The organism is Variovorax sp. GW821-FHT09D04, assembly GCF_059416405.1.
Window position 1 is genome coordinate 409,828 of record NZ_JBWKPA010000001.1, and the last position, 25,127, is coordinate 434,954.

Genomic DNA, 25,127 nt, shown 5'->3' on the forward strand with positions numbered 1-25,127 from the left:
CATGCAGAAACGGATCGAGGTTGTCTTTGTCTCGCGGCGCAATTCGCTGCGCAGCGTGCTGGCCGAGGCCTGTCTTGCCCACCTCGATGCGAAGCGCTTTTCGGTGCGCTCGTGCGGGCAGCCGGGGCGGCTGGCGGCGGACGTGCACCCCGCGGCCGTCGAGGCACTGGGCAGCGCCGGCATGGCCTTGCCGACCTCGCCGCCGCGCAGCTGGGACCTGCTGGCGCGCGCGGGATCGCACAACGCCGATGTCGTCATCACGCTCGACCCCTCGCTCGAACCGCTGCAGCCGCGCTGGCCCGGCCAGCCCGATGCGGCGCTGTGGCCTTACCCCGACGTGGCCGGCGCCAACACCGGCCCGGACGACGCGGCGCATGGCGCGCTCCAGGTGCTGTACTCGCTGCGCCGCCGGCTCGAATTGCTGGTCAACCTGCCGCTCGTGGGCGCCGACCGCAGCGCGCTGCGCTCTGACATCCGGGACATGGCGCACATGCGCTGACGCGCGCTAGGGAGCGGCGAGCCGCAGCACGAAGGTCTTGGTGTGCGGGTCGGTGAGAAACACCTGCGCCACCTGCCAGGCCTGCGCATGCGCGTCGCGCCAGGCGGTGGCGTACTTGATGTCCAGGCGGGTCATGGGCGGTTCGTCGAGCCGCTCGAGCCGGCGCCAGAGCCGGTAGCAGTGCGCGACCTGCCGGGGCGAGCCGAGCAGTTCCTCGAGCTTGATGCGGTAGGTGAATGCCGCCACCATCACGTCGCGCACCGTGACGTTGCGGCCCTCGACTTCGATGGTGTAGAGGTGCTCGGCGGAGTGGATCTCGTCCTTCATGCGGCGGCGCGGAAATCGGGGCGGACGGTGTCGACCTGCGGGGCAGGCCGGTCGGGAGGATGCGCAGAAAGAGGGAGACGGATCACGGCCGCTCCATCCTAGATGGCACGCTGTTTCGGCGCGAGTGCCGAAAGTCATGCGGATGTTCACACATGGTGTCCCTTTGCGCGAAGCGCGTGAAATTGTTATTAAACGAAATTAAATGCTAATACCTAGGAACTATGTCCTAGGGCGGCGCCGGCAGTAGCCCTAAGCTCCTCACTGACATGAGCGCCACACAGCAACATCTTTTCGTCGAACTTTCCGACGGTTGGTCCAGCGAGATCGACATCCGCCAGACCACCGGCGGCCGCTATGCCGGCGTGGCCGAACTCCGCCTGCGCGGGCTCAAGCGCGGCGTGCTCGTCTTCATGCAGCAGCCCTCGCTGGACGCCGCGGTCGCGCGCGTGCGCCTGCGAGCCAGCCAGTTCGCCCGCGAGCGCCTGTCGCTCGCCGAAGCCCGGACCGGCGCACGGGCGAGCTGAGCGGGTTCATCCGCACCCGCCGCACTCGCGCTTGAAGTTTTTCTATCCCGGCCATCGGGATTGCCAAACCCGCTGCGCCCGCAAGCGGCGCACCATCGAGGCTCACGGATCTCACCGATGGAGCACACGACATGTTGAAGACCTTCAGGAAAGCCGTGGGCGTCGCCATTTCGCTGGCCGGGTTCGTGGTGCTGGTGACCCAGCAACTCTGAACGCCCGGCCTCTTTTCCCGCATGCCGCCGCTCAGGGCCGGGGCGGCAGCAGCGGCGAGGTGTACACCGCCGGCGGCGGACGCTGCGGATACACCGAGGTGCCGAAGGTGTTGCCCATGCGATGCCCGGTCGCCGCGCGATTGAACAAGCCCAGCTGATTGCCCGGCCGCTGCGTGATCGCTTCCGAGGCCAGCCCGGGCGCCGCGTCGTCCGGCCCGCGTGCCGGCATCGTGGGTGCGAGCTTGCGGGTCAGGCAGTCGTAGGCGGGCGTGCGCTCGCCGTTCACCACCACTTCGACGCAGCTGCCGTCGGCCTCGCCGCCACCGGAGGGCGGCGTCTGCGCCGCCGCGCCAGTGCCGATCACCGAGAGCATCACGCCGAACAGCCACACACCGACGCGCATCGTTGCACCCCAGGAAAAAAAAGAAGAAGAAACGCCGTACCGCGATCACGGCCAACCCGGCAGTCTGGACCGCGCGCAAGTCAGGAAGAAGACGGAATCTCGCGAGCTCGGAAGTGTGAACGAAACGTCACATGTCGGTCATGCACGGTCGCTAGTCTCGCCCGCACGCTCACCCGGGCCGCACGGCGGACGGCCGCTTTCCAGACCCTTCGTTGCTGCTGTTCATCCTCCGTCACATGACACGTACATCCGCATCGGGCGGTGGCCTGACACTGTCCTGGTGCCTGGTCATGGCGCTGGTGATGTGCGCCGCCCACGCCGCGGCAGCCGACGGCATGGCGAGCGACGCGCCGGCGCTGCATTTCGATCTGCCGGCGCAGCCGCTGGCGCGCTCCCTCGCCGTCTTCGGCCACCTCACCGGGCATTCGGTGCTCGTCACCAGCCGCCTCACCGACGGCCGCGAGGCGTCGCCGGTGCAGGGCGACTTCGCGCCGCGCGACGCGCTGCAGCGGATGCTCGTGGGCACCGGGCTGGTGGCGCGCTACACCGGCGCCAGCGCGTTCACGCTCGTGCCGGCACCGTCGGCGACTGCCGTCCCCGACGAACGCGTGCCGGCGGGCGTCCCCACGGCCGGCAACGTCCCGGCCTTGCAGGCCTACGCGGCCGTGCTGCAGGGGGCGGTCACGCGCGTGCTGTGCATCGCGCAGCCCGACGCCTTCGGCCGCTACCGGCTCGCGGTCCAGCTGTGGATCGACCCGGCGGGCGCCGTCACCGAGGCCCGCCTGCTCGAGGGCAGCGGCGTGCCGGCGCGCGACGCCACCGTGCTCGCCAGCCTGCGCACGCTCGGCCTGGACACGCCGCCGCCGGCCGCGCTGCCGCAACCCGTCACGCTGCTGCTGACCCCGCGCCCCGACCCGGCGCGCGACTGCCGGCCGTACCTGCGCGCGCGCGCGGGCTGAGTCGCATGTCCGAATCGATCAAGGCCTCGCTGCGCGCGCTGTTCCTCGCGCGCTATGCGCAGTTCCGCAAGCACCTGCACCACCGCCTCGGGTCGGAAGACCTTGCCAACGACGCGCTGCAGGAGGCCTACCTGCGCGTGGAGAACTCGACCGTGCGCAGCGCCGTGCGCTACCCCTCGGCCTACCTGTTCCGCATCGCGCTCAACGTCGCGGAAGACCAGCGCAAGAGCAATTCGCGGCTGCTGAGCGTGGGCGAGGTCGAGGCGCTGTACGACATGGCCGACGAGGCCGCCGACCCCGCGCGCGGCGCCGAGGCGCGCAACGAACTCGAGGCGCTCGAGCGCGCGCTGGCCGAACTGCCGCGCCGCCGCCGCGCCATCGTGCTGGCCGCGCGTGTCGACGAGATGCCGCACAAGGACATCGCGGCGCGCTACGGTGTGTCGGCGCGCACCGTCGAGAAGGAATTGCGCGCCGGCCTGGAGCATTGCTGCGAGCGGCTCGGCCGGGATTTCATCCAGCGCTTCGGTCCTGGCGCCGGAAAACAGTCTCCCCATGATGACCGCTGAAGAACCCCAGGCGACCGAGGCCATGAAGCAGACCCTGCAACGCGAAGCGCAAGCCTGGGTGGTGCGGCTCGGCTCGCAACAGGCCACCGAAGACGACGCCCAGGCCTTCCGGCGCTGGTGCGCGCGCAGCCGCGAGCACGCGCAGGCCTTCGTGCAGGCACGCCAGGTGTGGCAGGCCATGGCGCCGGCCGCGCAGCGCGTGCGCCAGCAGGAAGCGCGCGAGGCGGCCCACCGCCGCCTGCCGTTGCCCGGACGCCGTGCCTTCCTGGGGGGCGCGGTCGCGGCGTCGGTCGCCTACCTCGCGGTGTCGCCGCCGCTGGCGCTGTGGCCCTCGGTCACCGAGTGGGGCGACGACTACCGCACCGCCACCGGCGAGCAGCGCGAGGTTGCCATGGGCGACGGCGTGGTGCTGCAGATGAACACGCAGACGCGCATCAACCTGCGCCGCGGCGCGACGGAGAGCGCGGGCGAAGCCATCGATCTGGTGTCCGGCGAGGCCGAAGTGCTGGCCGGCGGCCCGGCCTCGGCGCGCGTCACGGTCGCGGCGGGCGGCGGCACGGTGTCGGCGACGCGCGCGCGCTTCAACATCCGCCACCTGGACGGCGAGGTCTGCGTGACCTGCCTGGCGGGCCAGATCGACGTGGCGCAAGGCACGCAGCAGGCGCGGCTCGACGCAGGCCGGCAGCTGCGCTACGGCCCCGCGGGGCTCGGCGTCGTCACGGGCGTGGACACCGGCCCCGTCGTCGCGTGGCGCCGCCGCCAGCTGGTGTTCGACCAGGTGCCGCTGTCCGAGGTGGTGGCCGAGGTCAACCGCTATCGCCACGGCCGGCTCATCCTCACGAACGAGGCGCTGGGCCGCAGCCGCGTGCAGGCCAGCTTCTCCATCGACCGCCTGGACGACGTGGCCTTTCTCGTGCGCGACGTGTACGGCGCCGAACTCACGCAGTTGCCCGGCGGCATCGTGCTGCTGGGCGCCGCCAGCGCCTGAGGTGTGTTGCAGCGTGCCGATCCGCGTGTTCGTGAAGATTTCGTGACATGGTGCAGTCGCGCCGGACCTTCGCTGTCATAGCTCGGTAGTCCACGGGCCCTTGCGCTTCGTGGCCCCGATCGAGCAACGAAACACGAACCCATGGAAGTCCGCATGCAACGCAGCAGCCGCCGCACGGTGTCCCGGCGCAATCCGCCGAACGCGTCCTCTTCTTCTTATTCGTCTGCCGCATTCGCGCAGGTCCGGTTCACGCCGCTGGTGCGCGCCATCGCGCTGCTGCTGGCCGGCGGCGCCGCGTTCGATGGCGCGCAGGCGCAGCAGGCGTTCAGCGGCGCGTGGATGGCGCAGAAGAACATGGCGCAGAGCACCGCGCTCGCCACCGGCCGCCTGCCCAACGGCCTGCCCGCCGCGATGCTCGCGGGGCCGCAGGCGCAGCAGCAGCGTGCCAATGAACAGCTGCAGCAGTCCCTCGGCAACCTGAACCTGGCGGCGCGTGCCATCGCGGCGCAGCAGTCGGTGCAGGCCGCGGCGCGCGCCGCCGCGCAGCACGATCCGTCGGTGCCCGACGGCCTGGCCGAAGGCGGCCTGAAGGTCGACACGAACGCGCTCACCGCCGGCTGGCACAACGCGCGCCCGCTCACGCCCGATTCGCAGCGCCAGGCCGCGGGCCGCACGGTGGTCACGGTCGAGCAGACGGCCGACAAGGCGATCCTCAACTGGGAGACCTTCAACGTCGGGCGCAGCACCACGGTGAAGTTCGACCAGCAGGCCAGCTGGTCGGTGCTCAACCGCGTGAACGACCCGAAGGCACGGCCCTCGCAGATCCAGGGGCAGATCCAGGCCGACGGCACGGTGATGGTCGTGAACCGCAACGGCATCGTGTTCAGCGGCAGCAGCCAGGTCGACACGCGCAACCTCGTGGCCGCGGCCGTGGGCATGAGCGACGCGCAGTTCAGGCGCGGCCTGTACAGCGAAACGCGCGGCAGCACCCAGGTGCCGGTGCTGGCCAACGACCTGGTGCTCCACGCCACCGGCGCCACGCACGGCGCGGCCACCGCCGACGTGGTGGTGGAGCCCGGCGCGCGCATCGCCACGCGCCGGCCCACCAGCGTGACCGAGGGCGGCGGCTACGTGCTGCTGGCCGGGCGCGAGGCGCACAACCACGGCAGCATCGCGACCGCCAACGGCCAGACCGTGCTGGCCGCCGGCGACGCCTTCGTGATCCGCAAGGGCATGGGCACCGACGGCAACAGCGACTCGAGCACGCGCGGCAACGAGGTCGATCCGCTGCGCCTGGCCGGCAGCGCCGCCGGCCGCGTGCGCAACACCGGCCTGATCGCCGCGCCGACCGGCGACGTGACCCTGGTCGGCAAGACGGTGGAGCAGCAGGGCGTGCTGCTGTCCAGCAGCTCGGTCAACACGCGCGGCACGCTGCACCTGCGGGCGGTGGGCGAGGCCGGCGAGGCGCGCGTCACGCTGGCGCCGCAGAGCACCAGCGCGATCGTGCTGGAGAACGACAGCGCCACCGCGCTCGACGTGCAGCGCGACACCCTGCTGAAGGACTCGATGCGCCTGAGCGACGGCGGCTACAACCGCCGCGACCAGTCGCTGGTGAAGATCGACTCGGCCGGCGACATCGACTTCGACGGCGGCTCGCTCACCCTGGCCACCGGCGGCCAGGTGCAGGCGCGCGCCGAGCGCCGCACGCGCGTGGCCAGCGGCGCCGCCATCGACGTGGCCGGCGCGGTCGGCGTCGGCGTGGCCATGGCGTCCAACAACGTGAAGATCAACGTGCAGGGCAACGAGCAGCGCGACGCGCCGCTCAACCGCGACGGCAAGCGCCTGAACAACCTGGACATGTGGATCGACCGCCGCGACCTCGTGCGCGTGGCGGCCGGCGTCAACGGCTACGTCGGCGAGCGCTGGTACACCGGCGGCGGGCTGCTGGAGGTCGGCGGCTACCTCAACACCGACGGCCACACGGTCGGCGAATGGGCCGCGTCGGGCGGCACGGTGGCCTTCGCCGGCGGCGAGCTGGTCACGCAGCGCGGCTCGCGCATCAACGTGGCCGGCGGCACGCTCGACGTGCAGACCGGCCGGCTGCAGCAGAGTTGGCTCAAGGGCCCCGACGGGCGCCTGTACAACCTGTCGACCGCGCCGGCCGACATCGTCTACACCGGGCTGTACCGCGGCTTCGAGGACGAGCACGCGCGCTGGGGCAAGACCACCACCGGCTACTTCTACAACCCGCTGATCGCGCCGCGCGAACGGCTGGAAAACGGCTACACCGTGGGCCGCGATGCCGGCCAGGTGCAGGTCGGCACGCGCGCCGCAGTGCTCGAGGGCGACATCGACGCCACCGTGTTCCAGGGCGAGCGCCAGCAGCGCAAGCGCGATGCCGGCCTGGACAGCTACCGCCAGCTGCAGACCGCGGCCCCGCTGGCCGGGCGCCTGGTCATCGGCGGCGTGGCGCCGGTCTACGACGCCGCCACCGGCCTGCTGCGCGACAACCCTTCCGCGCGGGTCGACCGCGTCACCTTCGCCGAGGCGCCGATCTCGCCCGCCGCGCTGGCCGATGCGCTGGCCGCCGGCGAGGCGCTGCCGAAGGAGCTCGCGGGCCATGTGCGCATCGACAGCCAGTGGCTGCAGCGCCAGCGCCTGGGCGGCGTCGTCGCCTATGCGAACGACACGGTGGCGGTGACGTCGGCCCTTGCCGTCGCGCCCGGCGGCAGCATCGCGCTGCACGCACCTACGGTGGCGGTGGAGGCCGACCTCGTCGCGCGCGGCGGCAGCATCGCGCTGGGCGACCTGGTCAGCCGCTTCGCCAGCGCCAACGGCGGCAGTTGGGTCGACATCTCCATTGCCGACGTGCTGCCGGTCGGCTACGCGCCGCGTGTGGCGGTGGGCGAGGGCGTGCGGCTGGATGCGCGCGGGCTGTGGAGCCACATCGCGCAGTCGCCCGACCGCATCGAGGGCCTGCCCTATGTCGATGGCGGGCAGGTGACGCTGCGCAGCACCGGCGATGTGGTGCTCGGTGCGCGCAGCCTGGTCGACGTGTCGGGCGGCGCGGCGCTGCTGGCCGGCAACGAGCTGCGCGGCGGCCGTGGCGGCGACGTGACGCTGATGGCGGCCCAGCCCGGTAACGAAGGCGCGGGCCCCGGCACGCTGCGCATGGACGGCGAGGTGCGCGGCCACGGCGTGAAGGGCGGCGGCAAGCTGACGCTGGCCAACGGCGCGGCCATCGGCATCGGCGAACTGCCCGCCGGCGGCGACGGGCAGCTCGCGGCCGGGCGCAGCAGCACCGTGCACCTGCGGCTGGCCGGCGACTACGTGATCGCGGCCGGCAGCGAGATTCCGATGGACTTCGCCGTCACGGTGTCGCGTGCGCTGCCGGGCGAGGCGCTCAAGGAGAGCGTGCAACCCGGCGTCAGCAACGCGCGCACCGTCATCACCGGCGCCGACTGGGTGGTGCCGCCGGGCACGCAGGCGTTCCTGCTCGACGGCAAGGGCTACGAGCCGGGCCAGACGGTGCCGGCCGGCAGCGTGCTGGCGGCCATCACCCTGCTGGCCCAGGGCTACGTGCTGCCCAAGGACGTGTTCCCCTCGGGCCTGCCGATCCCGCCCAAGACCACGTCGTACAAGGCCGGCACGGTGGCCGCCGCCGACACCGTGATGCCCGCGGGCACGCCGATCGTCGCCGGCACCGCGCTGCCGCGCGCGGTCGCGGTGCAGCCGCTGCTGCGCCTGGACACCGGCTTGTTCCACAGCGGCTTCGCGCAGTACACGGTGCGCGGCCAGGACGGCGTGGCCGTGGCCGACGGCGCGCGCGTGGAGGTGCGCATGCCGGTGCAGCGCTTCGACCCGGTCGCCGGCGCGCTCGCGCCCACCGGCGCCGACCCGTCCGTCGCGCTGCCGCTGTGGATGCCGCCGGTGTACCAGGACGACCCGGTGAAGCAGAAGCTCACCCAGCGCGCCGGCGCCGACCTGACGCTGGAGGCCGGCACGCTCTACCAGCGTGCGCCGCTGGTGGTGGGCGAGGGCGCTCACATCGCGCTCGACCCCGGCCGCACGCTCACGCTGCGCGGCAACGACCAGATCACGGTCGATGGCACGCTCTCGGCCTGGGGCGGGCGCGTCTCGCTGCTGCCGGGCGAGCACGGCATGGGCAACGCACGCAATCTGGCCGACGGCATGCCCAACGCACGCTCGTACTGGATCGGCGAGCACGCGCTGATCGACGTCGCTGCGCGCCCGGTGGTGGCCACCGACGCGCGCGGCCACCGCTACGGCCAGGTGGCCAACGGCGGCACCATCGAGATCGGCGCGCGCCATGTGCTCGATGCCACGCAGGTGGACGCGGCCGATGCCTTCGTGGTGCTGCGCCCCGGTGCACGGCTGGAGGCCTCGGGCACGTCGGTGACGCTCGACCTGCCGGGCCGTGGCGCGAGCGAGGTCGCCAGCCACGGCGGCACCATCGCGCTGAGTTCTTTCCGCGGCCTGTTCCTGGACGGCGACATGCGCGCCGCCGCGGGCGGCGCGGGCGCGGCCGGCGGCATGCTGGCGCTGAACCTGGATACGCCCATCTACGGCACGGTGGCGCGCTACAACCTGAAGGGCGAGAACGTCGACGACGCGGTGCGCGTGCCGCGCGAGATGCTGCTGGCGCAGGTGCAGGGCCGCAGCGCGGTGGCCGACGCCGCCGGCCTGCGCCCCGGCCAGGCGCACGGCGCGCTGGCCTACGGCACGGCGCGCATCGGCGTCGACCGCATCCACGACGGTGGCTTCGACAACCTGTCGCTGCTCAGCCATGGCATGCTGTCCTTCGACGGCAGCGTCGATCTCTCGCTGGACCAGAGCCTGCGCCTGACCACCACCGCGCTGGCCCTGGCAGAGGCGTCCGCACCCGATGCGCGTGTGGCCCTGGCGGCGCCCTACATCCGCCTGGCCGCCAGCGGGCGCACCCAGATCGACGACTACATCCTGCCCAACCCGGTGCTCGGCTCGCGCAACGCGGGCGGGGGAGCCGGCACGCTGGGCGTGCCGCTGGTGTCGGCCGGCAGTTCGCTGCGGCTGGACGCGCAGCTCATCGACCTGGCGGGCATGGTGCAGCAGGGCGTGCGCGGCACCATCGTGCGCAACGTGCCCGAGGACCTGGTCGTGGAGCGCAACGCCTTCGACCGCACGCTGCTGCGCAGCAGCGGCGACCTGCGCTTCTCGAACAACGCCAGGTTCTACGTGCCGGGCGACCTCACGCTGGCGGCGGCGCAGATCTACCCGGCCACCGGCGACAGCGGGCTGGTGCAGGTCGGCCAGCGCAACGTCATCGACAAGTGGGGCACCCGCCAGGCCGAGATGGACATGAACCGCCGGCTGGTGATCGAGCGCGTGGGCGACACGCCGGCCATGCCGCAGTCGGCCTTCGGCTCGCTCACCTTCCACGCCGCCCACATCGAGCAGCGAGGCGTGCTGCGCGCGCCGCTGGGCGGCATCGCGCTGGGCAGCGTCTTCGGCGACACCTCCACCAGCACCGTGCAATTGCATGCGGGCAGCCTGACCTCGGTCAGCGCCGACGGGCTGCTGATGCCTTACGGCGGCACGCAGGACGGGCTGACCTATCTCTTCAACGGCAAGGACGTGGCCTACCGCGTGCCCGGCGTCGGCCCGGCCATCACGCTGTCCGGCCACGCGGTGGACGTGCGCGAGGGCGCGGTGCTCGACATGTCGGGCGGCGGCACGCTCACCGGCACCGCCTTCCTGGCCGGACGCGGCGGCTCCACCGACGCGCGCATGCACCCGCTGGTGCAGGTGGGCGCGCAGCGCAAGGGCTTCGTGCTGCCCGGCCTGGCCACCAACCCGGTCTATGCCATCGTGCCGGGCGTGCAGCCGCTGCAGGCGCCGCTCGGCGCCGAGAAGGGCGCGAGCGATCCGGCAGTGGGCCGGCAGATCACCATCGGCGCCGGCGTGCCCGGCCTGCCGCCGGGCCGCTACACGCTGATGCCCTCTACCTACGCGCTGCTGCCCGGCGCCTTCCGCGTCGAGCTCAACGGGCTGGCCGCGCAGGTCGGCGCGCCGGGCAGCGCGACGGCGATGCGCAACGGCTCCTACACCGCGCCCGCGCAATTGGGCGTGGCCGGCACCGGCATCCACGACGCGCTGCCGCTGCAGGCGGTGTTCACGCCGGGCGACGTGCTGCGCACCTACGCGCAGTACAACGAGACCGGCTATGCCGACTTCGCCGTGGCGCAGGCGCTGCGCGACGGCGTGCCGCGCCCGCTGCTGGAGCGCGACGCCAAGGCGCTGCGCTTCCAGTTCGGCCTGAAGGGCTCGGCGGGCGAGATGCCCGGCGAACCCGCGCTGCGCTTCGCCGGCACCGCGCGCTACGCCACGGTGGGCGACGGCATGGGCGGCACGGCGCTGGTGATCGGCGGAACGGCGCGCTCCTTCGAGGTGCTGGGCGACGGCGCCGCGCCCACGCCGGACTTCAAGGGCACCTCGCTGCATGCGCGCGACCTCAATGCCATCGGTGCCGCGCAGCTGGCCATCGGCGGCGCGCCGGCGGGCACCTTCGTGCAGGACGCCACCGCGGCCGACCGGCTGAGGGACGCCAACCGCCTGGGCTTCAGCAGCGCGGCCGAGGGCATCGTGCTGCGCGAGGGCGCGGTGTTGCGCGCGGGCGAGGTGTTCCTGGTCACCGACCGCCGCGACTCGGGCATCACCGTCGAGTCCGGTGCCGGCATCGACACGCTGGGCCGCGGGCCGGCGGCCTGGGACTCGCGCCGCGGCTACATCTACGAGCCGGGGCTGCGCAGCGTGCTGGCGGTGTCCAACGGCTGGATCGACATCCAGCCGCCGTCCGCATCGAGCGGCGGCCAAACGGGCCCCGGCCGCATCGACATCGGCGTGTGCACCCCCAGCGGCAGCTGCAGTGCCGGCGCGCGGCTGTATTCCGAAGGCACCATCACCGCCGCCACCGACCAGGCCTTCACGCTGGGCGAAAGCACGCGCTACGGCACGCGCAACCTGGTGCTGGCGCTGGGCGGCATCAACGTGGGCGGCGAACGCGCGCTGGGCGACGCCGCCGCGCGCGGCGCGCTGCCGCCGGGCCTGACGCTGAACCAGTCCGTGCTCGACCGCCTGCTGCGCGGCGACACCAGCACCGGCGCGCCGGCGCTGGAGAACCTGGTGTTCACCGTGCGCGACGCGGTCAACTTCTTCGGCTCCACGCAGCTGTCGACCATCGACCCCGCCACCGGCCGGTCGACGATCTCGCGCCTGATGCTGACCACGCCCGCGATCTACGGCTGGGGCGATGCCGACAGTGTGGCGCGCATCCACACCGACGTGCTGGTGTGGAACGGCACCCGCACGCCGCCCGGCCTGGTGGCCACCGGCGGCGCAGGCACCGGCAGCGGCCGGCTGCAGATCGACGCCCGGCACATCGAACTGGGCGCCGCGCGCGACATGCGCGTGGACACCGTGCACGACATGGACCGGCTGGTGCTGGGCTTCGGTGAGGTGCAACTCAACGCGAGCGAGCAGGTCACGGCGCGGCAGAAGGGCTCGCTCTCGGTCTACCAGTCGCAGGGCGCGTGGGACGAGGCGGCCAAGGGCTACGTGCGCACAGGCGGCTCGCTGCGCATCGACACGCCGCTCCTGACCGGCGAGGCCGGCTCGGTGATGCGCTACACCGCCGGCGGCGACGTGCGCGTGGCCGCGCCGCAAGGCATGCAGCCGGCCACGATGACCGACGCCGAAGCGTCGCGCGCGCTGGGCGCCGAGATCGCCATCGACGGACGCAGCGTGGCGCTCGACACCGCCGTGGTGCTGCCCAGCGGCAAGCTGGTGCTGCGCGCCGACGGCGACGTGCAGCTGCACGACGGCGCGCGGCTGGACCTGGCCGGGCGGCGCCTGCGCTTCTTCGACGTCGACAAGTACAGCTGGGGCGGCGACGTGGAAATCGAAAGCCGCACGGGCAACGTGCGCCAGGCGGCGAGCGCGCAGATCGACCTGTCGGCGCAGAACAACCGCGCCGGCCGGCTGGCCGTCACCGCGCTCGGCGCGGGCGCCGGCCAGGTCGAGCTGCTGGGCCGCATCGCGGGCGGCAGCAGCGGCGAGTACGACGCGGGCGGCACGGCGGTGCCCTACGCGGCCGGGCGCATCGACGTGCGCGCGCAGCGCCTGGCCGACTTCGCCGGCCTGAACCGCCGCCTGACCGACGGCGGCGTGGTCGGCGAGCGCAGCTTCCAGCTCAAGCAGGGCGACCTGGTGGTGGGCGACGAGCTGAAGGCGCGCGAGATCAACCTCTCGGTCGACGGCGGCCGCCTCACCGTGGCCGGCACCGTGGACGCCGGCGGCGTGCAGGTCGGCAGCATCCGGCTGGCGGCGCGCGACGGCGTCACCATTGCCGGCAACGCACTGCTCGACGCGCACGGCACGCGGCTGCGCGTGGACAGCTACGGCCAGGCCATCGAGGCGCCCAACCGGGCCACCATCGAGATCGACAGCGGCCAGGGCCGCCTGGTGCTGGAGAGCGGCGCGCGCATGGACCTGCGCGCCGGCACCGACGGCACGCCGCGTTCCTTCGGCACGGTGGAACTCAACGCACCGCGCCTGGGCGGCGCGCGCGGCAACGACATCGACATCGACGCCGGCAGCACGCAGCGCATCGAGGGCGCGCGCACGATCACCGTCAACGGCTTCTTCCGCTACGACGACGCGCCCACGGGCACCGACCCGGACATCAGCGGGCGGCCCTACCAGCGCATCGACCAGGCCTACCTGCAGGCCAAGCACGAGGACAGCACGGCCTTCATGCGCAACGTGCTGGCCAACGGCGCGCTGGTCGACGGCCGGCTGGCCGGCCTGCGCGCGTACGGCGATGCCTTCCACCTGCGCCCCGGCGTGCAGATCGTGAGCCGGACGCCCGACGGCGACCTGCAGATCGACGGCGACCTCGACCTTTCGGCCTTCCGCTACGACAGCCTCAATGCGCGCACGCAGCGCACCGGCGTCTACGGCTCGGGCGAGGCCGGCGCGCTGGTGATGCGCGCGGGCGGCAACCTGAAGATCCACGGCAGCATCAACGACGGCTTCGACACCTCGGCGCTGCCGGCCACGCGCGACGACGACGGCTGGGTGCTGCTGAAGGGGCGCGTGCCCTTCGGTGGCGACGTGGTGGTGCCGCGCGGCGGCGTGGTCACGTTGGCCGAGAACACCTTCCTGCAGCCCGGGCGCGCGCTCAACTTCCAGGCGCCGCTCAAGGCCATGAGCCTGGCCGCCGGCACCGTGCTGCCGGTGCGCGCGGTGCTCACCGAGGGCTACACGCTGCCCGCGGGCACCGTGCTCGGTGGCGCGGTGCGCGATGCGTCCGGCCAGGTCCTTCATGCGGCCGGCACCGTGCTGGCGCAGCCGCTCGTGCTGGGCGCGAACATGCAGCTGGACCCCGGCGTGCGGCTGGCGGGCGCGGCCAAGGTCGGCCCGATGCTGTGGCCGGTCGGCGTGCCGCTGCCGTTCCCCGACGGCGCCGTGCTGGACGTCAACCAGCCGCCGTTCTACCGCTACAACGGCCCGGTGCTGGCGCGCGAGGTGCCGCTGCAGCGCGGCGCCGTCATCCCGGCCGAGACGGTGGTCGTGCTGCCCGGCGGCGCGGCGTCGGTGCGGCTGCGCCTGGCCGATGGTGACGGCAACCAGGGCCGCAACTTCGCCATCGCGCCGATGCTGGCCGAGGGCTCGCAGTCGTGGTCGATGCGCCTGGTGGCCGGTGCCGACACGCAGGCCGCCGACAGCCGCGCGCTGCAGCCGCGCGGGCCGCAGCGCGACCTGCTGCTGGCCGACACGCACTACGGCAACGCCTTCACGAAGGAGCTGGTCTCCGGCGGCAAGGTGTGGGCCTGGAACCAGCAGGCGGCCGACGAAGGCTGGGGCAGCTTGGGCAGCATCCTCACGCCGGAGGAGGTGTCCTGGGGCATGTGCGACATCGGCTACTGCGACCTGGTCTCCGAGACCCCCGAGGTCTGGGACTTCAAGTCCTACCCCGTGCGCCAGCCGCTGTTCAGCGTGGTGCGCACCGGCACCGGCGACCTGGACCTGCTGGCCGGGAACGACTTCACGCAGCGCTCGCCCTACGGCATCTACACCGCCGGCACCCGCGCCGCGGCGCGCGCGGACGACGCCGACTTCCACCTGCCGCGCGCCAAGGGCCCGCAAGGCACGGTGCTCAACGGCGGCTACGACATCTTCGAGCAGTTCGTCGACAGCCAGAGCCTGTACCGCGCCTGGTACCCCGACCACGGCGGCAACCTGCGCATGCGCGTGCAGGGCGATGCGCGCGGCGACACCATCGGCGTGCGCGGCAACATGCGCCGCACGACCGACGAACTGGGCGTGTTCCGCAAGCAGATGCCCAGCGCCATGCTCGGCAACTGGCTGTGGCGCCAGGGCACCGGCAGCGTGGTGCCGGGTGCCGAGGGCGTGCCCACCGCGTGGTGGATCAACTTCGGCAGCTACGTCGCGGGCCACGAAGGCACGACCTACGACCTCGGCGGCCTCTGGCCCTACCTGGTCGGCTTCACCGGCATCGGCACGCTGGGCGGCGGCAACCTGGTGTTCGAGACCGGCGGCAACGCCGGGATGATGGAGCAGATGGGCGACCACAGCGCCACCTACGTGGCACGCAGCCAGGGCCTGCATCTCGCCGTGGGCAGCACCGGCCGCGTGACGCGCGCGGGCGAGCTGCTGCTGACCGGCGGCGGTGACCTGGACGTGCGCATCGGCGGCACGCTGAACCCGGCGCCCGAGGTGCGTGCCGTGCCCGCCAGCACCACCTGGCAGGCCGGCAGCCTCCAGCGCTACGACCGCATGCGACTGGACCTGAACGGGGTCTTCGCCAACCTGCGCGGCGCGCTGCGGCTGGAAAGCGGCGCGGTGGGCGGCATCGAGCTGGACTTCGGCACGCCCGGCCCGAAGGACTCGCGCGCGCTCAGCCCCTACGTCGCCGGTTCGTCGATCGCCTCGGGTGGCCCGGTGCTGATTCCCGGCGACGCCGGCGTGCGGCTCGATGCGCGCGGCGACCTGGTGCTGGGCGGCGTGGCCGATCCGGGGCGCGTGCCCACGCTCACGCACGGCACGCCCTTCAGCGCCAACGGCACGCAGCACCCGGGCGAGGGCTGGACCTGGTTCTCGCTGTGGACGCCTTCGACCGCGATCGACCTCTTCAGCGCCGGCGGCAACCTCACGCCGACGCTGGGCTGGACCGACCTGGGCGATCGCACCAACCACCAGGCGACCGACGGCCGCTTCGTCTACCCGGCCGTGCTGCGCGCGCTGGCGGCCAGTGGCAGCCTGTACTACGGCAGCGCGAGCTCGGGCGTGCGCGACGAATCGAGCAACGGGCCGGTGCTGTCGCCCTGGAGCCTCACGCTGGCGCCGTCGCCGGTCGGCCCGCAGTACGCGGTGAAGCGCACCGCGCAGCTGGAGCTGCTGGCGCGCGACTCCATTCATGCGGCGGGCTACACCATCACGCCCTCGGGCGCCGATCCGTCGCGGCTGGTGGACCCGTTCCAGCCGGGCTTCGCCGCGCTGGGCGGCGAACTCTGGTACGGCCGCGAGCTGATCCACAACACGGCCGCCGACGCGCTGCTGCCCTCCATTGCACTGGACGGCCAGAATTCGTGGCTGCGCTTTCCGCTGTTCACGCTCACCTCGCCCAGCGTGGCCGACGTGGCGCCGGCGGGCCAGCCGCCGTCGCGCTTCTATGCGCTGGAGGGCGACATCGTGGGCCTGCGCACCGGCTCGATCGTCTACCGCGGCTCCAACACCGGCGTGGCGACGCCGAACGGGCTCTGGTACGAAGGGGCGGGCCCGGTGGCGATCCGCGCCGGGCGCGACATCGTCGGTGCCGGCACCGCGCTGGGCGAGGTCGATCTCGTGCCGTCGGAGGGCGCGGGCTGGCACGGGCGCGACTTCCCCGGCCGACCGGAACTGCCGCCGCAGCCGCAGACGCTGAACGCCGCCTCGGCGCGCGGCAACCTGATCGTGCACCGCCACGCCGACGACGTGTCGGTGGTGGAGGCCGGGCGCGACATCCGCAACAGCAGCTTCCACATCGCCGGCCCCGGCGAGCTGGTACTGAGCGCCGGGCGCGAGCTGTACATGGCCGACAAGGGCGAGCTCAAGAGCCTGGGCGCCATCGTCAACGTGAAGCCGGGCGACCGCAGCAGCGGCGCCGGCATCTCGGTGGCGGTGGGCGTGGGCCGCGACGGGCCGGACTGGGCCGGCTTTGCCGCGCGTTATCTCGACCCCAAGCGCCGCGCCGCGAGCGGCCAGCCCTTCGCCGACCAGCCCGGCACCGCGCTGTACAGCTACGGCGGCGAGCTCACGCTGGCCGGCTGGCTGTCGCAGCAGTTCGGCTACGGCGGCGACGAGGCCGGTGCCGACGCCTACCTGAAGCGCAAGCAGGCCGAGATCGATGGCCAGCGCAGCGAAGGCGGCGGCAGCACGCGCCGCGACCTGGTGCGCGAGTTCGGCCTGGCCGAAGGCCTGCACCTGGTGAACTGGCTGCGCGATCGCTTCGGCGGCAGCAACAGCCAGGGCCGCCACTTCGACGCCGCCACCATGGACGCGCAGGCCTTCTTTGCCGCGCTGCCGCCCGAGCAGCAGCAGGTGTACCTGCGCAACGTGTACTTCGCCGAGCTGCGCGCCGGCGGGCGCGAGTACAACGAGGAGGGCGGCCCGCGCCGGGGCAGCTACCTGCGCGGGCGCGAGGCCATCGCCACGCTGTTCCCCGCGCAAGGCGCCGACGGCGGCGCGCGCCGCTACCAGGGCGACCTGACCATGTTCAGCAGCGCCAACTACTACGCGAGCAGCTCGGACCCGTTCACCAAGCGCCCGCAGGCCGGCAAGAGCTACCTGCGGCGCGACGCCTGGACGGCCGCCGGCCGGCCCAGCGACATCGGCGTGTACGACGCGCTCGATGCCGGCATCCACACCAACTTCGGCGGCAACGTGAACATCCTGGTGCCGGGCGGGCGCACGCTGGTGGGCGTGGACGGCGGCTTCGTGCCGGGCGAGGGCTCGGGCGTGCTGACGCAGGGCGCGGGCGAGGTGCAGATCTACTCGCTGGACAGCATCCTGCTGGGCCAGAGCCGCATCTTCACCACCTTCGGCGGCGGCATCCTGGCCTGGTCGGCGCAGGGCGACATCAACGCCGGTCGCGGCTCGAAGTCGACCGTGGTCTACACGCCGCAGCGGCGCCTGTACGACGACGCCGGCAACGTCAGCCTGTCGCCGACCACGCCCAACACCGGCGCCGGCATCGCGACGCTGAACCCGATCCCCGAGGTGCCGCCGGGCGACATCGACCTGATCGCGCCGCTGGGCACCATCGACGCCGGCGAGGCGGGCATCCGCGTGTCGGGCAACGTGAACCTGGCGGCGCTGCGCGTGGCCAATGCCGAGAACATCCAGGTGCAGGGCAAGTCCACCGGCGTTCCGGTGGTGGCGGCGGTGAACGTGGGCGCGCTCACCAACGCCAGCGCCGCCGCCTCGCAGGCCGCCACCGCGGCGCAGGACGCCGTGCAGCGCGACCGCGCGGCGCAGCGCCAGGCGCTGCCCTCGGTGTTCACCGTGCGCGTGCTCGGCTTCGGCAACGAACCCGCGGGCGGCGAGGGCGGTGGCGGCGGTGCCGGCCGCGAGCGCAGCGGCGCGGCCTACGACCCCAGGGGCGTGGTGCAGGTGCTCGGCGCGGGCGCGCTCACGACCGCGCAGATGCAGTCGCTCACGCCGGGCGAGCAGCGGGGGCTGAAACGCTGAGGCGCTGAACCTTTGCGCTACCCGCGCAGGCGGAAAAAACAGAAGGGCCTCCCATGCGGAGGCCCTTCTTCTTATGTGCGCGAAACCCACCGCGCCGGGCCTCGTGCCGATTTCTTGATGAAGTTTTCGTGACAAACGACAGTCGCCGCGCACGCCGTGCGTCTAGGTATCGGTACGCAGCAGCGACATGAAGGCTCTCCACCATGAGCCGCTGCCACGCGAGCTTCATCCTTGAGAACCGAGCTGTAAATGCATGACATGAAGAAGAACGCCCCACCGACCTGCTGGAGAGCGGTGTGGCTGGCGGTGATGGCGATCGGTGCCCCGGCGGCAGCGTTCGCACAAGCACCTGCCGCTGTCTCCACGCCGGCCGCGACCTCGGCCACCCCACCGGCCGCGCCCGCGGCCACCGAACCGGCCCGCAAGGTCGACATCGCCGAATACATCGTGCGCGGCAACACCGTGCTGGACGCCCGCGCCATCGAGAAGGCGGTCACGCCCTTTCTCGGCCCCGAGCGCACGCTCAAGGACGTGGAGGGCGCGCGCGACGCGCTGCTCGCGGCCTACCAGGCGGCGGGCTACCAGTCGGTGTACGTCGACCTGCCCGAACAGCAGGTCACGCAGGGCGTGGTGTTCCTGCAGGTCAACGAGACCCGCGTGGGCCGCGTGCGCGTGGTGGGCGCCGAGTACAACTCGCCGCTCGACGTGCGCGACCAGGTGCCGGCGCTGAAGGAGGGCGGCGTGCCCGACTTCAACAAGGCCCAGGCCGAGCTCACCGCGCTCAACCGCAGCCCCAAGCGTCAGGTGATGCCGCTGGTGCGCCCCGGCAGCATGCCGGGCACGATGGACGTCGACCTGAAGGTCGAGGACCAGAGCCCGTGGCGCGCCAGCGTCGGCCTGAACAACGACTACAGCGCCGACACGCGCAAGCTGCGCGCCAGCGCCTCGCTGGGCCACGACAACCTCTGGCAGATGGGCCACAGCGCCTCCATCAGCTTCTTCGGCGCGCCGCAGGACCTGAACCAGACGCAGGTGTTCTCGGCCTCGTACAACGCGCCGCTCAAGGGCACGAACTGGAGCCTGGAAGCCAACGCCTTCGTGTCCGACAGCAACGTGGCCACCGTGGGCGGCACCACCGTGCTGGGCAAGGGCCACTCGATCGGCCTGAAGGCCACCTACACCGTGCCCAACACCGGCAACTGGTGGCATGCCTTCAGCGTGGGCGTCGACTTCAAGAACAACAAGGAAGCGCTGACGCTCAAGGGCAGCGGCGACACCGTGCCGCTCAAGTACGCGCCGATCACGCTGTCGTACTCGGGCTTCCGCCAGACCGACAAGAGCCAGTACGGCGTGGGCGTGTCGCTGGTGGCGGGCACCAGCAGCTCGTTCAAGTACGGCAGCGACTGGGCGGCCTTCGACTACAAGCGCTACAAGGCCTCGCCCAGCTTCATGGTGCTGAAGACCGACCTCAACGGCGCGCACAGCTTCGAGGGCGGCACGCAGGTGGCCTTCCGCGTCAACGCGCAGATGACCGATTCGCCGCTCGTCTCGAGCGAGCAGATCGCCGCGGGCGGCATGAACTCGGTGCGCGGCTACCTCTCGGCCGAGGCCACCGGCGACTACGGCGTGGTCGGCTCGGTCGAGCTGCGCAGCAAGCCGCTCGCCTTCCTGGGCAGCACCGTCGAGAACTGGCGCGTGTACGCCTTCGCCGATGCCGCGCGGCTGCGCCTGAAGAGCCCGCTGCCCGAGCAGGCCGACCGCTTCTCGCTGTATTCGGTGGGCGTGGGCACGACCTTCAAGGTCGGCACGTATTTCTCGGGCCGCGTCGACATCGGCTATCCGCTGGTCGACGGGCCACGCACCAGGAAGCACGACACGCAGGTGAATTTCAGCATCACCGCGAGCTACTGACCGAACGAACGACCGACGGCAACAGCCATTCCTCTTTTCGATTTTTTTCTCATTCCACGAGCTTTCCGGAGAACCCTGTCATGCGACGACTTCTTTTCATCGCGCTCACGCTGCTGAGCACGCTCCTGCCGGGCCTGGCCCATGCCTGGTGGCAGGCCGAATGGGCCTACCGCAAACCCGTCACCATCGACGGCGGCCCGCAGGCCGGCGCCATCGGCAGCGACGCCGGCCGCGTGCCGGTGCTGGTGCGCCTGCACACGGGCAATTTCAAGTTCGAGGGGGTGAGCGAGACCGGCGCCGACCTGCGCTTTGTCGCGGGCGACGACAAGACCGTGCTCAACCACCAGATCGAGCAGTTCGATCCGCTGCTGGGTATCGCGCTGATCTGGGTCGACGTGCCCAACGTCTCGGCCGGCACGCCGCAGAAGCTCTGGATGTACTACGGCAATCCCAAGGCCCCGGCCTCGGGCAACGGCCAGCGCAGCTTCGATCCCGACTACACGCTGGTCTACCACTTCGCCGAAGGCGCAGTGCCGCCGCGCGACACCACCGCCTACGGCAACAACGGCCAGACCGCGGCGGTCCCCGTCGAAGGCACGGTCATCGGCAAGGGCGCCCAGCTCGGCAACGGCGCGCTGATGCTGCCCGCCACGCCCTCGCTGGCCGTGACGGCCGGCGGCACGCTGACCTTCTCGGCCTGGATCAAGCCCGACTCGCTCGGTGCGCGCCAGGCGATCTATGCGCGCCGCGACGGCGCCGGCGAGCTCGTGGTCGGCATCGACCAGGGCGTGCCCTTCGTGCAGGTGAACGGCCAGCGCAGCACGCCAGGCCAGCCAGTGCAGGCCGGCCAGTGGGCGCACCTCGCGGTGAAGGCCGAGGGCGACAGCGTCGCGCTGTATGTGGGCGGCCGTCCGGCCGTGTCGCTGGCCGCGAAGCTGCCCGCGCTGAACACCGCCGCCGCGCTCGGTGCCGATGCACCGACCACCGCACCCGCTGCACCGGGCGCTGCACCCGTCGCCGGCTTCGCTCCGTTCACCGGCGCGATCGACGAAGTGCGCCTGTCGAAGGTCGCACGCCCCGACGCGCTGCTGCTGGCCGATGCCGTGTCGCAAGGCGCCGAGTCGCGCCTGGCCGCTTTCGGTCCCGACGAGCAGCAGGCCGGCAAGAGCCACTTCGGCTTCATCCTGGCCGCGATGCCGCTGGACGCGTGGATTGTGGTCGGCCTGCTGGGCCTGATGATGGCGCTGTCGTGGGCCATCATGATCGGCAAGGGCCGCAACTTCGGCGCCACCTCGCGCGCCAACGCCACCTTCATCGAGCACTTCCGCGAAGCCGCCGGTGCGCCGCTGGACCGCCTGGCCACCAACAACACGGTGCCGCAGGAAGTGCGTGCCGATTCCTCGCTGTGGCGCCTGTACGAAGTGGCCATCGAGGAGATGCGCCGCCGCCATGACCGCGGCTACGACCTGAACGCCGTGTCGGCCTCCACCATCGGCGCCATCCGCGCCGCGATGGACGGCGTGATGGTGCGCGAGACCGAGCGCATGTCCAAGCGCATGAACTGGCTGTCGACCACCATCGAAGGCGCGCCGTACGTGGGCCTCTTCGGCACCGTGATCGGCATCATGCTGGTGTTCGTGGTGGCGGCCATGGCCGGCGCCGTGGACATCAACTCGGTGGCGCCCGGCATGGCCGCCGCGCTGCTGTGTACCGCCGCCGGCCTGGGCGTCGCGATCCCCGCGCTCTTTGGCTACAACTGGCTGGCCTCGCGCTCGGACGCCATCGGCGCCGACATGGCCGTGTTCGTCGACGAGTTCGTCACGCGCCTGGCCGAAGAGCAGGGCGAGGGCCGCTCGCTGCCGGTGGCCGTGCAGGCGCGCCGCGCCTGAGGACCGCGCACCATGGCAAACACAGCCGCGAAGTTCGCCGTGCGCAAGCGCACGGGCGGCATCAACATCACGCCCTTCGTCGACGTGCTGCTGGTGGTGCTGGTGATCTTCATCCTCACCAGCAACGCCAGCATCCCGGGCATCAAGGTCGACCTGCCCAAGGCCAGCGCCTCGGTGGCGCTGGAAAAGCCCAAGACCAAGGCCATCACGATCGACAACGCGGGCAACGTGTTCCTGGACGCCTACCCGGTCACGCTGCCCGAGCTCGAGGAGCGCCTGCGCACCGAGAAGGCGCTGTCGCCCGACTTTCCCGTGATCGTGCGCGGCGATGCCAGCGTGCAGTACGCGAAGGTGGTCGACGTGCTCGACCTGCTGCGCCGCATCGAGCTGAACCAGATCGGCCTCGTGACCGGCAAGCAGAAGTGAGGACCGGAGCGTGAACCCTCGCGACCCGATTTCTTCTGCCTCGCCCGCGTCGCGCTCCAGCGGCACGGGTGGAACGGCCGCGCTGTGGCGCCGCTGGGGCGGGGTGGTCATCGGCCTGGCGATCGTCGTGGCGCTGGCGCTGCTCGTGTGGCGGCTGCTGTCCGACACCGCGAGCCAGAAGCGCGTGGTGGCCGACGCGCCCACGCTGATGCTGCCGCCGCCCCCGCCACCGCCGCCCGAACCCGAGAAGCTGCCCGAGCCCGAGCCGGAAAAGATCAAGCCCGAAGTGGTCGAGCCCGAGCCCAAGCCGGTCGAGCCGCTGGAAGCGCCGAAGGACGACGCGCCGCCCAGCCCCTCGAAAGACCTGGGAGACCCGGTGACCATGGACAGCGCCGGCCAGGCCGGCAACGACGCCTTCGGCATCCAGGCCGGCAGCGGCGGCGGCATGAGCGGCACCGGCGCCGGCGGCGGCCTGGGCAGCGGCTCGTATGCGCGCTACGTGTCGAGCATGTTGCAGCAGGCGCTGTCGCGTGATCCGCGCACGCGCCAGCTGGTGTTCGACGACATCCAGATCGACCTGTGGCTCGGCGCCGACGGCAAGACCACGCGCGCCCAGCTGGTGCGCGGCACCGGCACCGAGGACATCGACGAGGCCGTGCTGGCGCTGGTGCGCGGGCTCGATCGCGTCGACGAACGTCCGCCGGCCTCGATGCGCTTTCCGATGCGCGTGTCGATGAAAGGCCGCCGGCCATGACTTTCCACACCTGTACGGCCGACGCCCGGCCCGACTCCTTTCCTCCAGTGAACGAAGCGATGAACACCCTGCACAACACCCTCCCGCGCCGGGGCGCGATGCCGGCCCTGCGCCAGTGCGCGCTCGCGGCGGCCGTGGCCTCCGCCTTCGTGCTGTCGGCCGGCACCGCCATGGCCCAGACCGCCGCCGCGCCCGCGGGCGAATCGGCCATGGTCAAGCTGATCCGCGGCCTCATTCAAAGCGGCACGCTCGCCAAGGACGTGGGCGAAGCGCTGCTGGCGCAGGCCCAGACCGAAGCCATCGCCGCGCAGCAGGCGCAGCGCCAGGCGGCCGTGTCGGCCACCGCTGCGTCGGCCACCGTCGCGGGCGGCATGCGCCTCGAAGCCGGCGACGTGCGCGTGCCCTACATCTCGCAGACCGTGCGCGACCAGATCCGCGACGAGGTCAAGGCGCAGGTCATGGCCCAGGCCAAGGACGAAGGCTGGGCCGCGCCCAACGAGACGCCCGAGTGGAGCAAACGCATCCGCTTCGAAGGCGACGTGCGCGTGCGCAACGAGTCGCGCAGCTACGCCGGCAACAACAGCGACATCGAGATCAACTGGCCCTCGCTCAACCAGGGCAGCGGCTACGACGTCAACCCGAACACCAACCTGTCGCTGCCGTCGATCCTGAACACGCGCCAGGACCGCCGCAACCTGTTCCGTGCCCGCGCACGCGTGGGCCTGCTGGCCGACCTGTCGGAGAACACCAAGGCCGGCGTGCGCCTGGCCTCGGGCAGCGACGAAAGCCCCGTCTCGACCACCACCACGCTGGGCGGTGGCCTGGGCAAGAAGAGCGTGTGGCTCGACCAGATGTGGATCTCGCACAAGCCGACCGACTGGCTCACCGTGACCGGCGGTCGCTTCGGCAACCCCTTCATGTCGACCGACCTGCTGTATTCGAGCGACCTGAACTTCGACGGCATTGCTGCGCAGTTCGACAAGAAGCTGGCTGCGAACCGCGACCTGTCGCTGTTCGGCACGCTGGGCCTCATTCCGCTCGAGTACACGGCGGACGGTTCGCCCACGCGCAGCCAGCGCAAGATGAAGAGCGAGAACAAGTGGCTGCTCGGCGCGCAGGTGGGCGCCGACTGGAAGATCAACGAAGACAACCGCGTGCGCGGCGCGCTGGCGTACTACAACTTCCGCAACGTCAGCGGCCAGGTCTCCGAGCCCTGCGCGCTGTACGCGGGCGCCGACGGCTGCAGCACCGACTGGTCGCGCCCGGCCTTCATGCAGAAGGGCAACACGCTCATGCTGCTGCGCGACATCTCGCTCGACCCGCTCAACCCGGCCGGCACGCCGCAGCCGCAGTACGTCGGCCTGGCCTCCAAGTTCCGCCTGATCGACCTGAACCTGCGCTGGGACACCCAGGTGGCCGGCAACAACCTGCGCCTGGACGCCAACTTCGTGCGCAACACCGCCTACGACGCCAACGACATCTGGAAGCGCGGCGGCATTCGCGGCGCCATCGTGAACAACTTCGGCCCGACCGGCGGCACCACCCAGTCCGACTTCAAGAGCGGCGGCAACGCCTACATGCTGCAGGCCACCTACGGCAAGCCGGCACCGGCCGCGCGCGGCGACTGGAACGTGCTCGCGGGCTACAAGCGCATCGAGCCCGACGCCATGCCCGACGGCTACAACGATTCGAGCTTCCACGGCGGCGGCACCAATGCGCGCGGCTACTTCCTGGGCGGCTCGTACGCGATCGACAAGAACATGTGGTTCACCGGCCGCTGGATCTCGACCAAGGAGGTCTACGGCCCGCCGCTGTCGATCGACACCCTGCAGCTCGAATTCAATGCGCGTTTCTAAGAAG

Annotated in this window: 13 protein-coding genes; 11 read left to right on the forward strand and 2 right to left on the reverse strand. The window is 72.0% G+C overall.

From position 1 onward, the window contains the following. Position 1: 1 nt before the first annotated feature. Positions 2-499 (forward strand): arsenate-mycothiol transferase ArsC, encoded by a 498-nt coding sequence (locus AC07O4_RS01895; RefSeq protein ID WP_070061203.1) that lies wholly within the window; start codon positions 2-4, stop codon positions 497-499. A gap of 6 nt (positions 500-505) precedes the next feature. Here the strand turns inward: AC07O4_RS01895 and AC07O4_RS01900 are convergent, their stop codons facing one another. Continuing rightward, on the reverse strand, positions 506-826 hold the full coding sequence (locus tag AC07O4_RS01900) for a hypothetical protein (protein ID WP_062482657.1): 321 nt from the start codon (positions 824-826) through the stop codon (positions 506-508). A gap of 266 nt (positions 827-1,092) precedes the next feature. Here AC07O4_RS01900 and AC07O4_RS01905 point away from each other — a divergent pair, with 266 nt between their 5' ends. Next, entirely contained in the window at positions 1,093-1,350 is a 258-nt protein-coding gene (locus AC07O4_RS01905; RefSeq protein ID WP_062482654.1) for a hypothetical protein, read from the forward strand. Positions 1,351-1,593: 243 nt separating this feature from the next. Here AC07O4_RS01905 and AC07O4_RS01910 read toward each other — a convergent pair whose 3' ends face one another. Continuing rightward, positions 1,594-1,965: a hypothetical protein gene (locus AC07O4_RS01910; RefSeq protein ID WP_095745878.1), complete on the reverse strand. Its 372-nt coding sequence runs from the start codon at positions 1,963-1,965 to the stop codon at positions 1,594-1,596. Positions 1,966-2,201: 236 nt separating this feature from the next. Here AC07O4_RS01910 and AC07O4_RS01915 point away from each other — a divergent pair, with 236 nt between their 5' ends. From AC07O4_RS01915 to AC07O4_RS01955, 9 genes are all read left to right on the forward strand, one after another. After that, positions 2,202-2,924, forward strand: coding sequence for a secretin and TonB N-terminal domain-containing protein (locus AC07O4_RS01915; RefSeq protein ID WP_495303598.1), 723 nt, complete (start codon positions 2,202-2,204; stop codon positions 2,922-2,924). A 5-nt stretch (positions 2,925-2,929) separates the two neighbouring features. Next, a complete protein-coding gene (locus AC07O4_RS01920) occupies positions 2,930-3,490 on the forward strand; it encodes an RNA polymerase sigma factor (RefSeq protein WP_095745876.1) in 561 nt (186 codons plus the stop codon). Then, positions 3,477-4,478, forward strand: a complete 1,002-nt coding sequence (locus AC07O4_RS01925; protein WP_495303599.1) for a FecR family protein — start codon at positions 3,477-3,479, stop codon at positions 4,476-4,478. Before AC07O4_RS01920 ends, AC07O4_RS01925 begins: the two co-directional genes overlap by 14 nt. Before the next feature lie 153 nt (positions 4,479-4,631). Then, positions 4,632-18,287: a filamentous hemagglutinin family protein gene (locus AC07O4_RS01930; RefSeq protein ID WP_495303600.1), complete on the forward strand. Its 13,656-nt coding sequence runs from the start codon at positions 4,632-4,634 to the stop codon at positions 18,285-18,287. A 258-nt stretch (positions 18,288-18,545) separates the two neighbouring features. Then, positions 18,546-20,198, forward strand: a complete 1,653-nt coding sequence (locus AC07O4_RS01935; protein ID WP_495303601.1) for a ShlB/FhaC/HecB family hemolysin secretion/activation protein — start codon at positions 18,546-18,548, stop codon at positions 20,196-20,198. An 80-nt stretch (positions 20,199-20,278) separates the two neighbouring features. Further along, positions 20,279-22,087: a DUF2341 domain-containing protein gene (locus tag AC07O4_RS01940; protein WP_495303602.1), complete on the forward strand. Its 1,809-nt coding sequence runs from the start codon at positions 20,279-20,281 to the stop codon at positions 22,085-22,087. 12 nt (positions 22,088-22,099) lie between these two features. Then, positions 22,100-22,513: an ExbD/TolR family protein gene (locus tag AC07O4_RS01945; protein ID WP_062474100.1), complete on the forward strand. Its 414-nt coding sequence runs from the start codon at positions 22,100-22,102 to the stop codon at positions 22,511-22,513. Positions 22,514-22,523: 10 nt separating this feature from the next. Continuing rightward, positions 22,524-23,267, forward strand: a complete 744-nt coding sequence (locus tag AC07O4_RS01950) for an energy transducer TonB (protein WP_495303603.1) — start codon at positions 22,524-22,526, stop codon at positions 23,265-23,267. Next, a complete protein-coding gene (locus tag AC07O4_RS01955) occupies positions 23,264-25,123 on the forward strand; it encodes a putative porin (RefSeq protein WP_495303604.1) in 1,860 nt (619 codons plus the stop codon). Before AC07O4_RS01950 ends, AC07O4_RS01955 begins: the two co-directional genes overlap by 4 nt. Positions 25,124-25,127 lie beyond the last annotated feature (4 nt).

Bases quoted from the DNA above. Each gene is read 5' to 3' on its own strand.
- AC07O4_RS01945 (WP_062474100.1), top strand. From the start codon at position 22,100: ATGGCAAACACAGCCGCGAAGTTCGCCGTGCGCAAGCGCACGGGCGGC.
- AC07O4_RS01920 (WP_095745876.1), top strand. From the start codon at position 2,930: ATGTCCGAATCGATCAAGGCCTCGCTGCGCGCGCTGTTCCTCGCGCGC.
- AC07O4_RS01940 (WP_495303602.1), top strand. From the start codon at position 20,279: ATGCGACGACTTCTTTTCATCGCGCTCACGCTGCTGAGCACGCTCCTG.
- AC07O4_RS01905 (WP_062482654.1), top strand. From the start codon at position 1,093: ATGAGCGCCACACAGCAACATCTTTTCGTCGAACTTTCCGACGGTTGG.
- AC07O4_RS01955 (WP_495303604.1), top strand. From the start codon at position 23,264: ATGACTTTCCACACCTGTACGGCCGACGCCCGGCCCGACTCCTTTCCT.
- AC07O4_RS01925 (WP_495303599.1), top strand. From the start codon at position 3,477: ATGATGACCGCTGAAGAACCCCAGGCGACCGAGGCCATGAAGCAGACC.
- AC07O4_RS01930 (WP_495303600.1), top strand. From the start codon at position 4,632: ATGCAACGCAGCAGCCGCCGCACGGTGTCCCGGCGCAATCCGCCGAAC.
- AC07O4_RS01910 (WP_095745878.1), bottom strand. From the start codon at position 1,965: ATGCGCGTCGGTGTGTGGCTGTTCGGCGTGATGCTCTCGGTGATCGGC.
- AC07O4_RS01935 (WP_495303601.1), top strand. From the start codon at position 18,546: ATGAAGAAGAACGCCCCACCGACCTGCTGGAGAGCGGTGTGGCTGGCG.
- AC07O4_RS01915 (WP_495303598.1), top strand. From the start codon at position 2,202: ATGACACGTACATCCGCATCGGGCGGTGGCCTGACACTGTCCTGGTGC.
- AC07O4_RS01895 (WP_070061203.1), top strand. From the start codon at position 2: ATGCAGAAACGGATCGAGGTTGTCTTTGTCTCGCGGCGCAATTCGCTG.
- AC07O4_RS01900 (WP_062482657.1), bottom strand. From the start codon at position 826: ATGAAGGACGAGATCCACTCCGCCGAGCACCTCTACACCATCGAAGTC.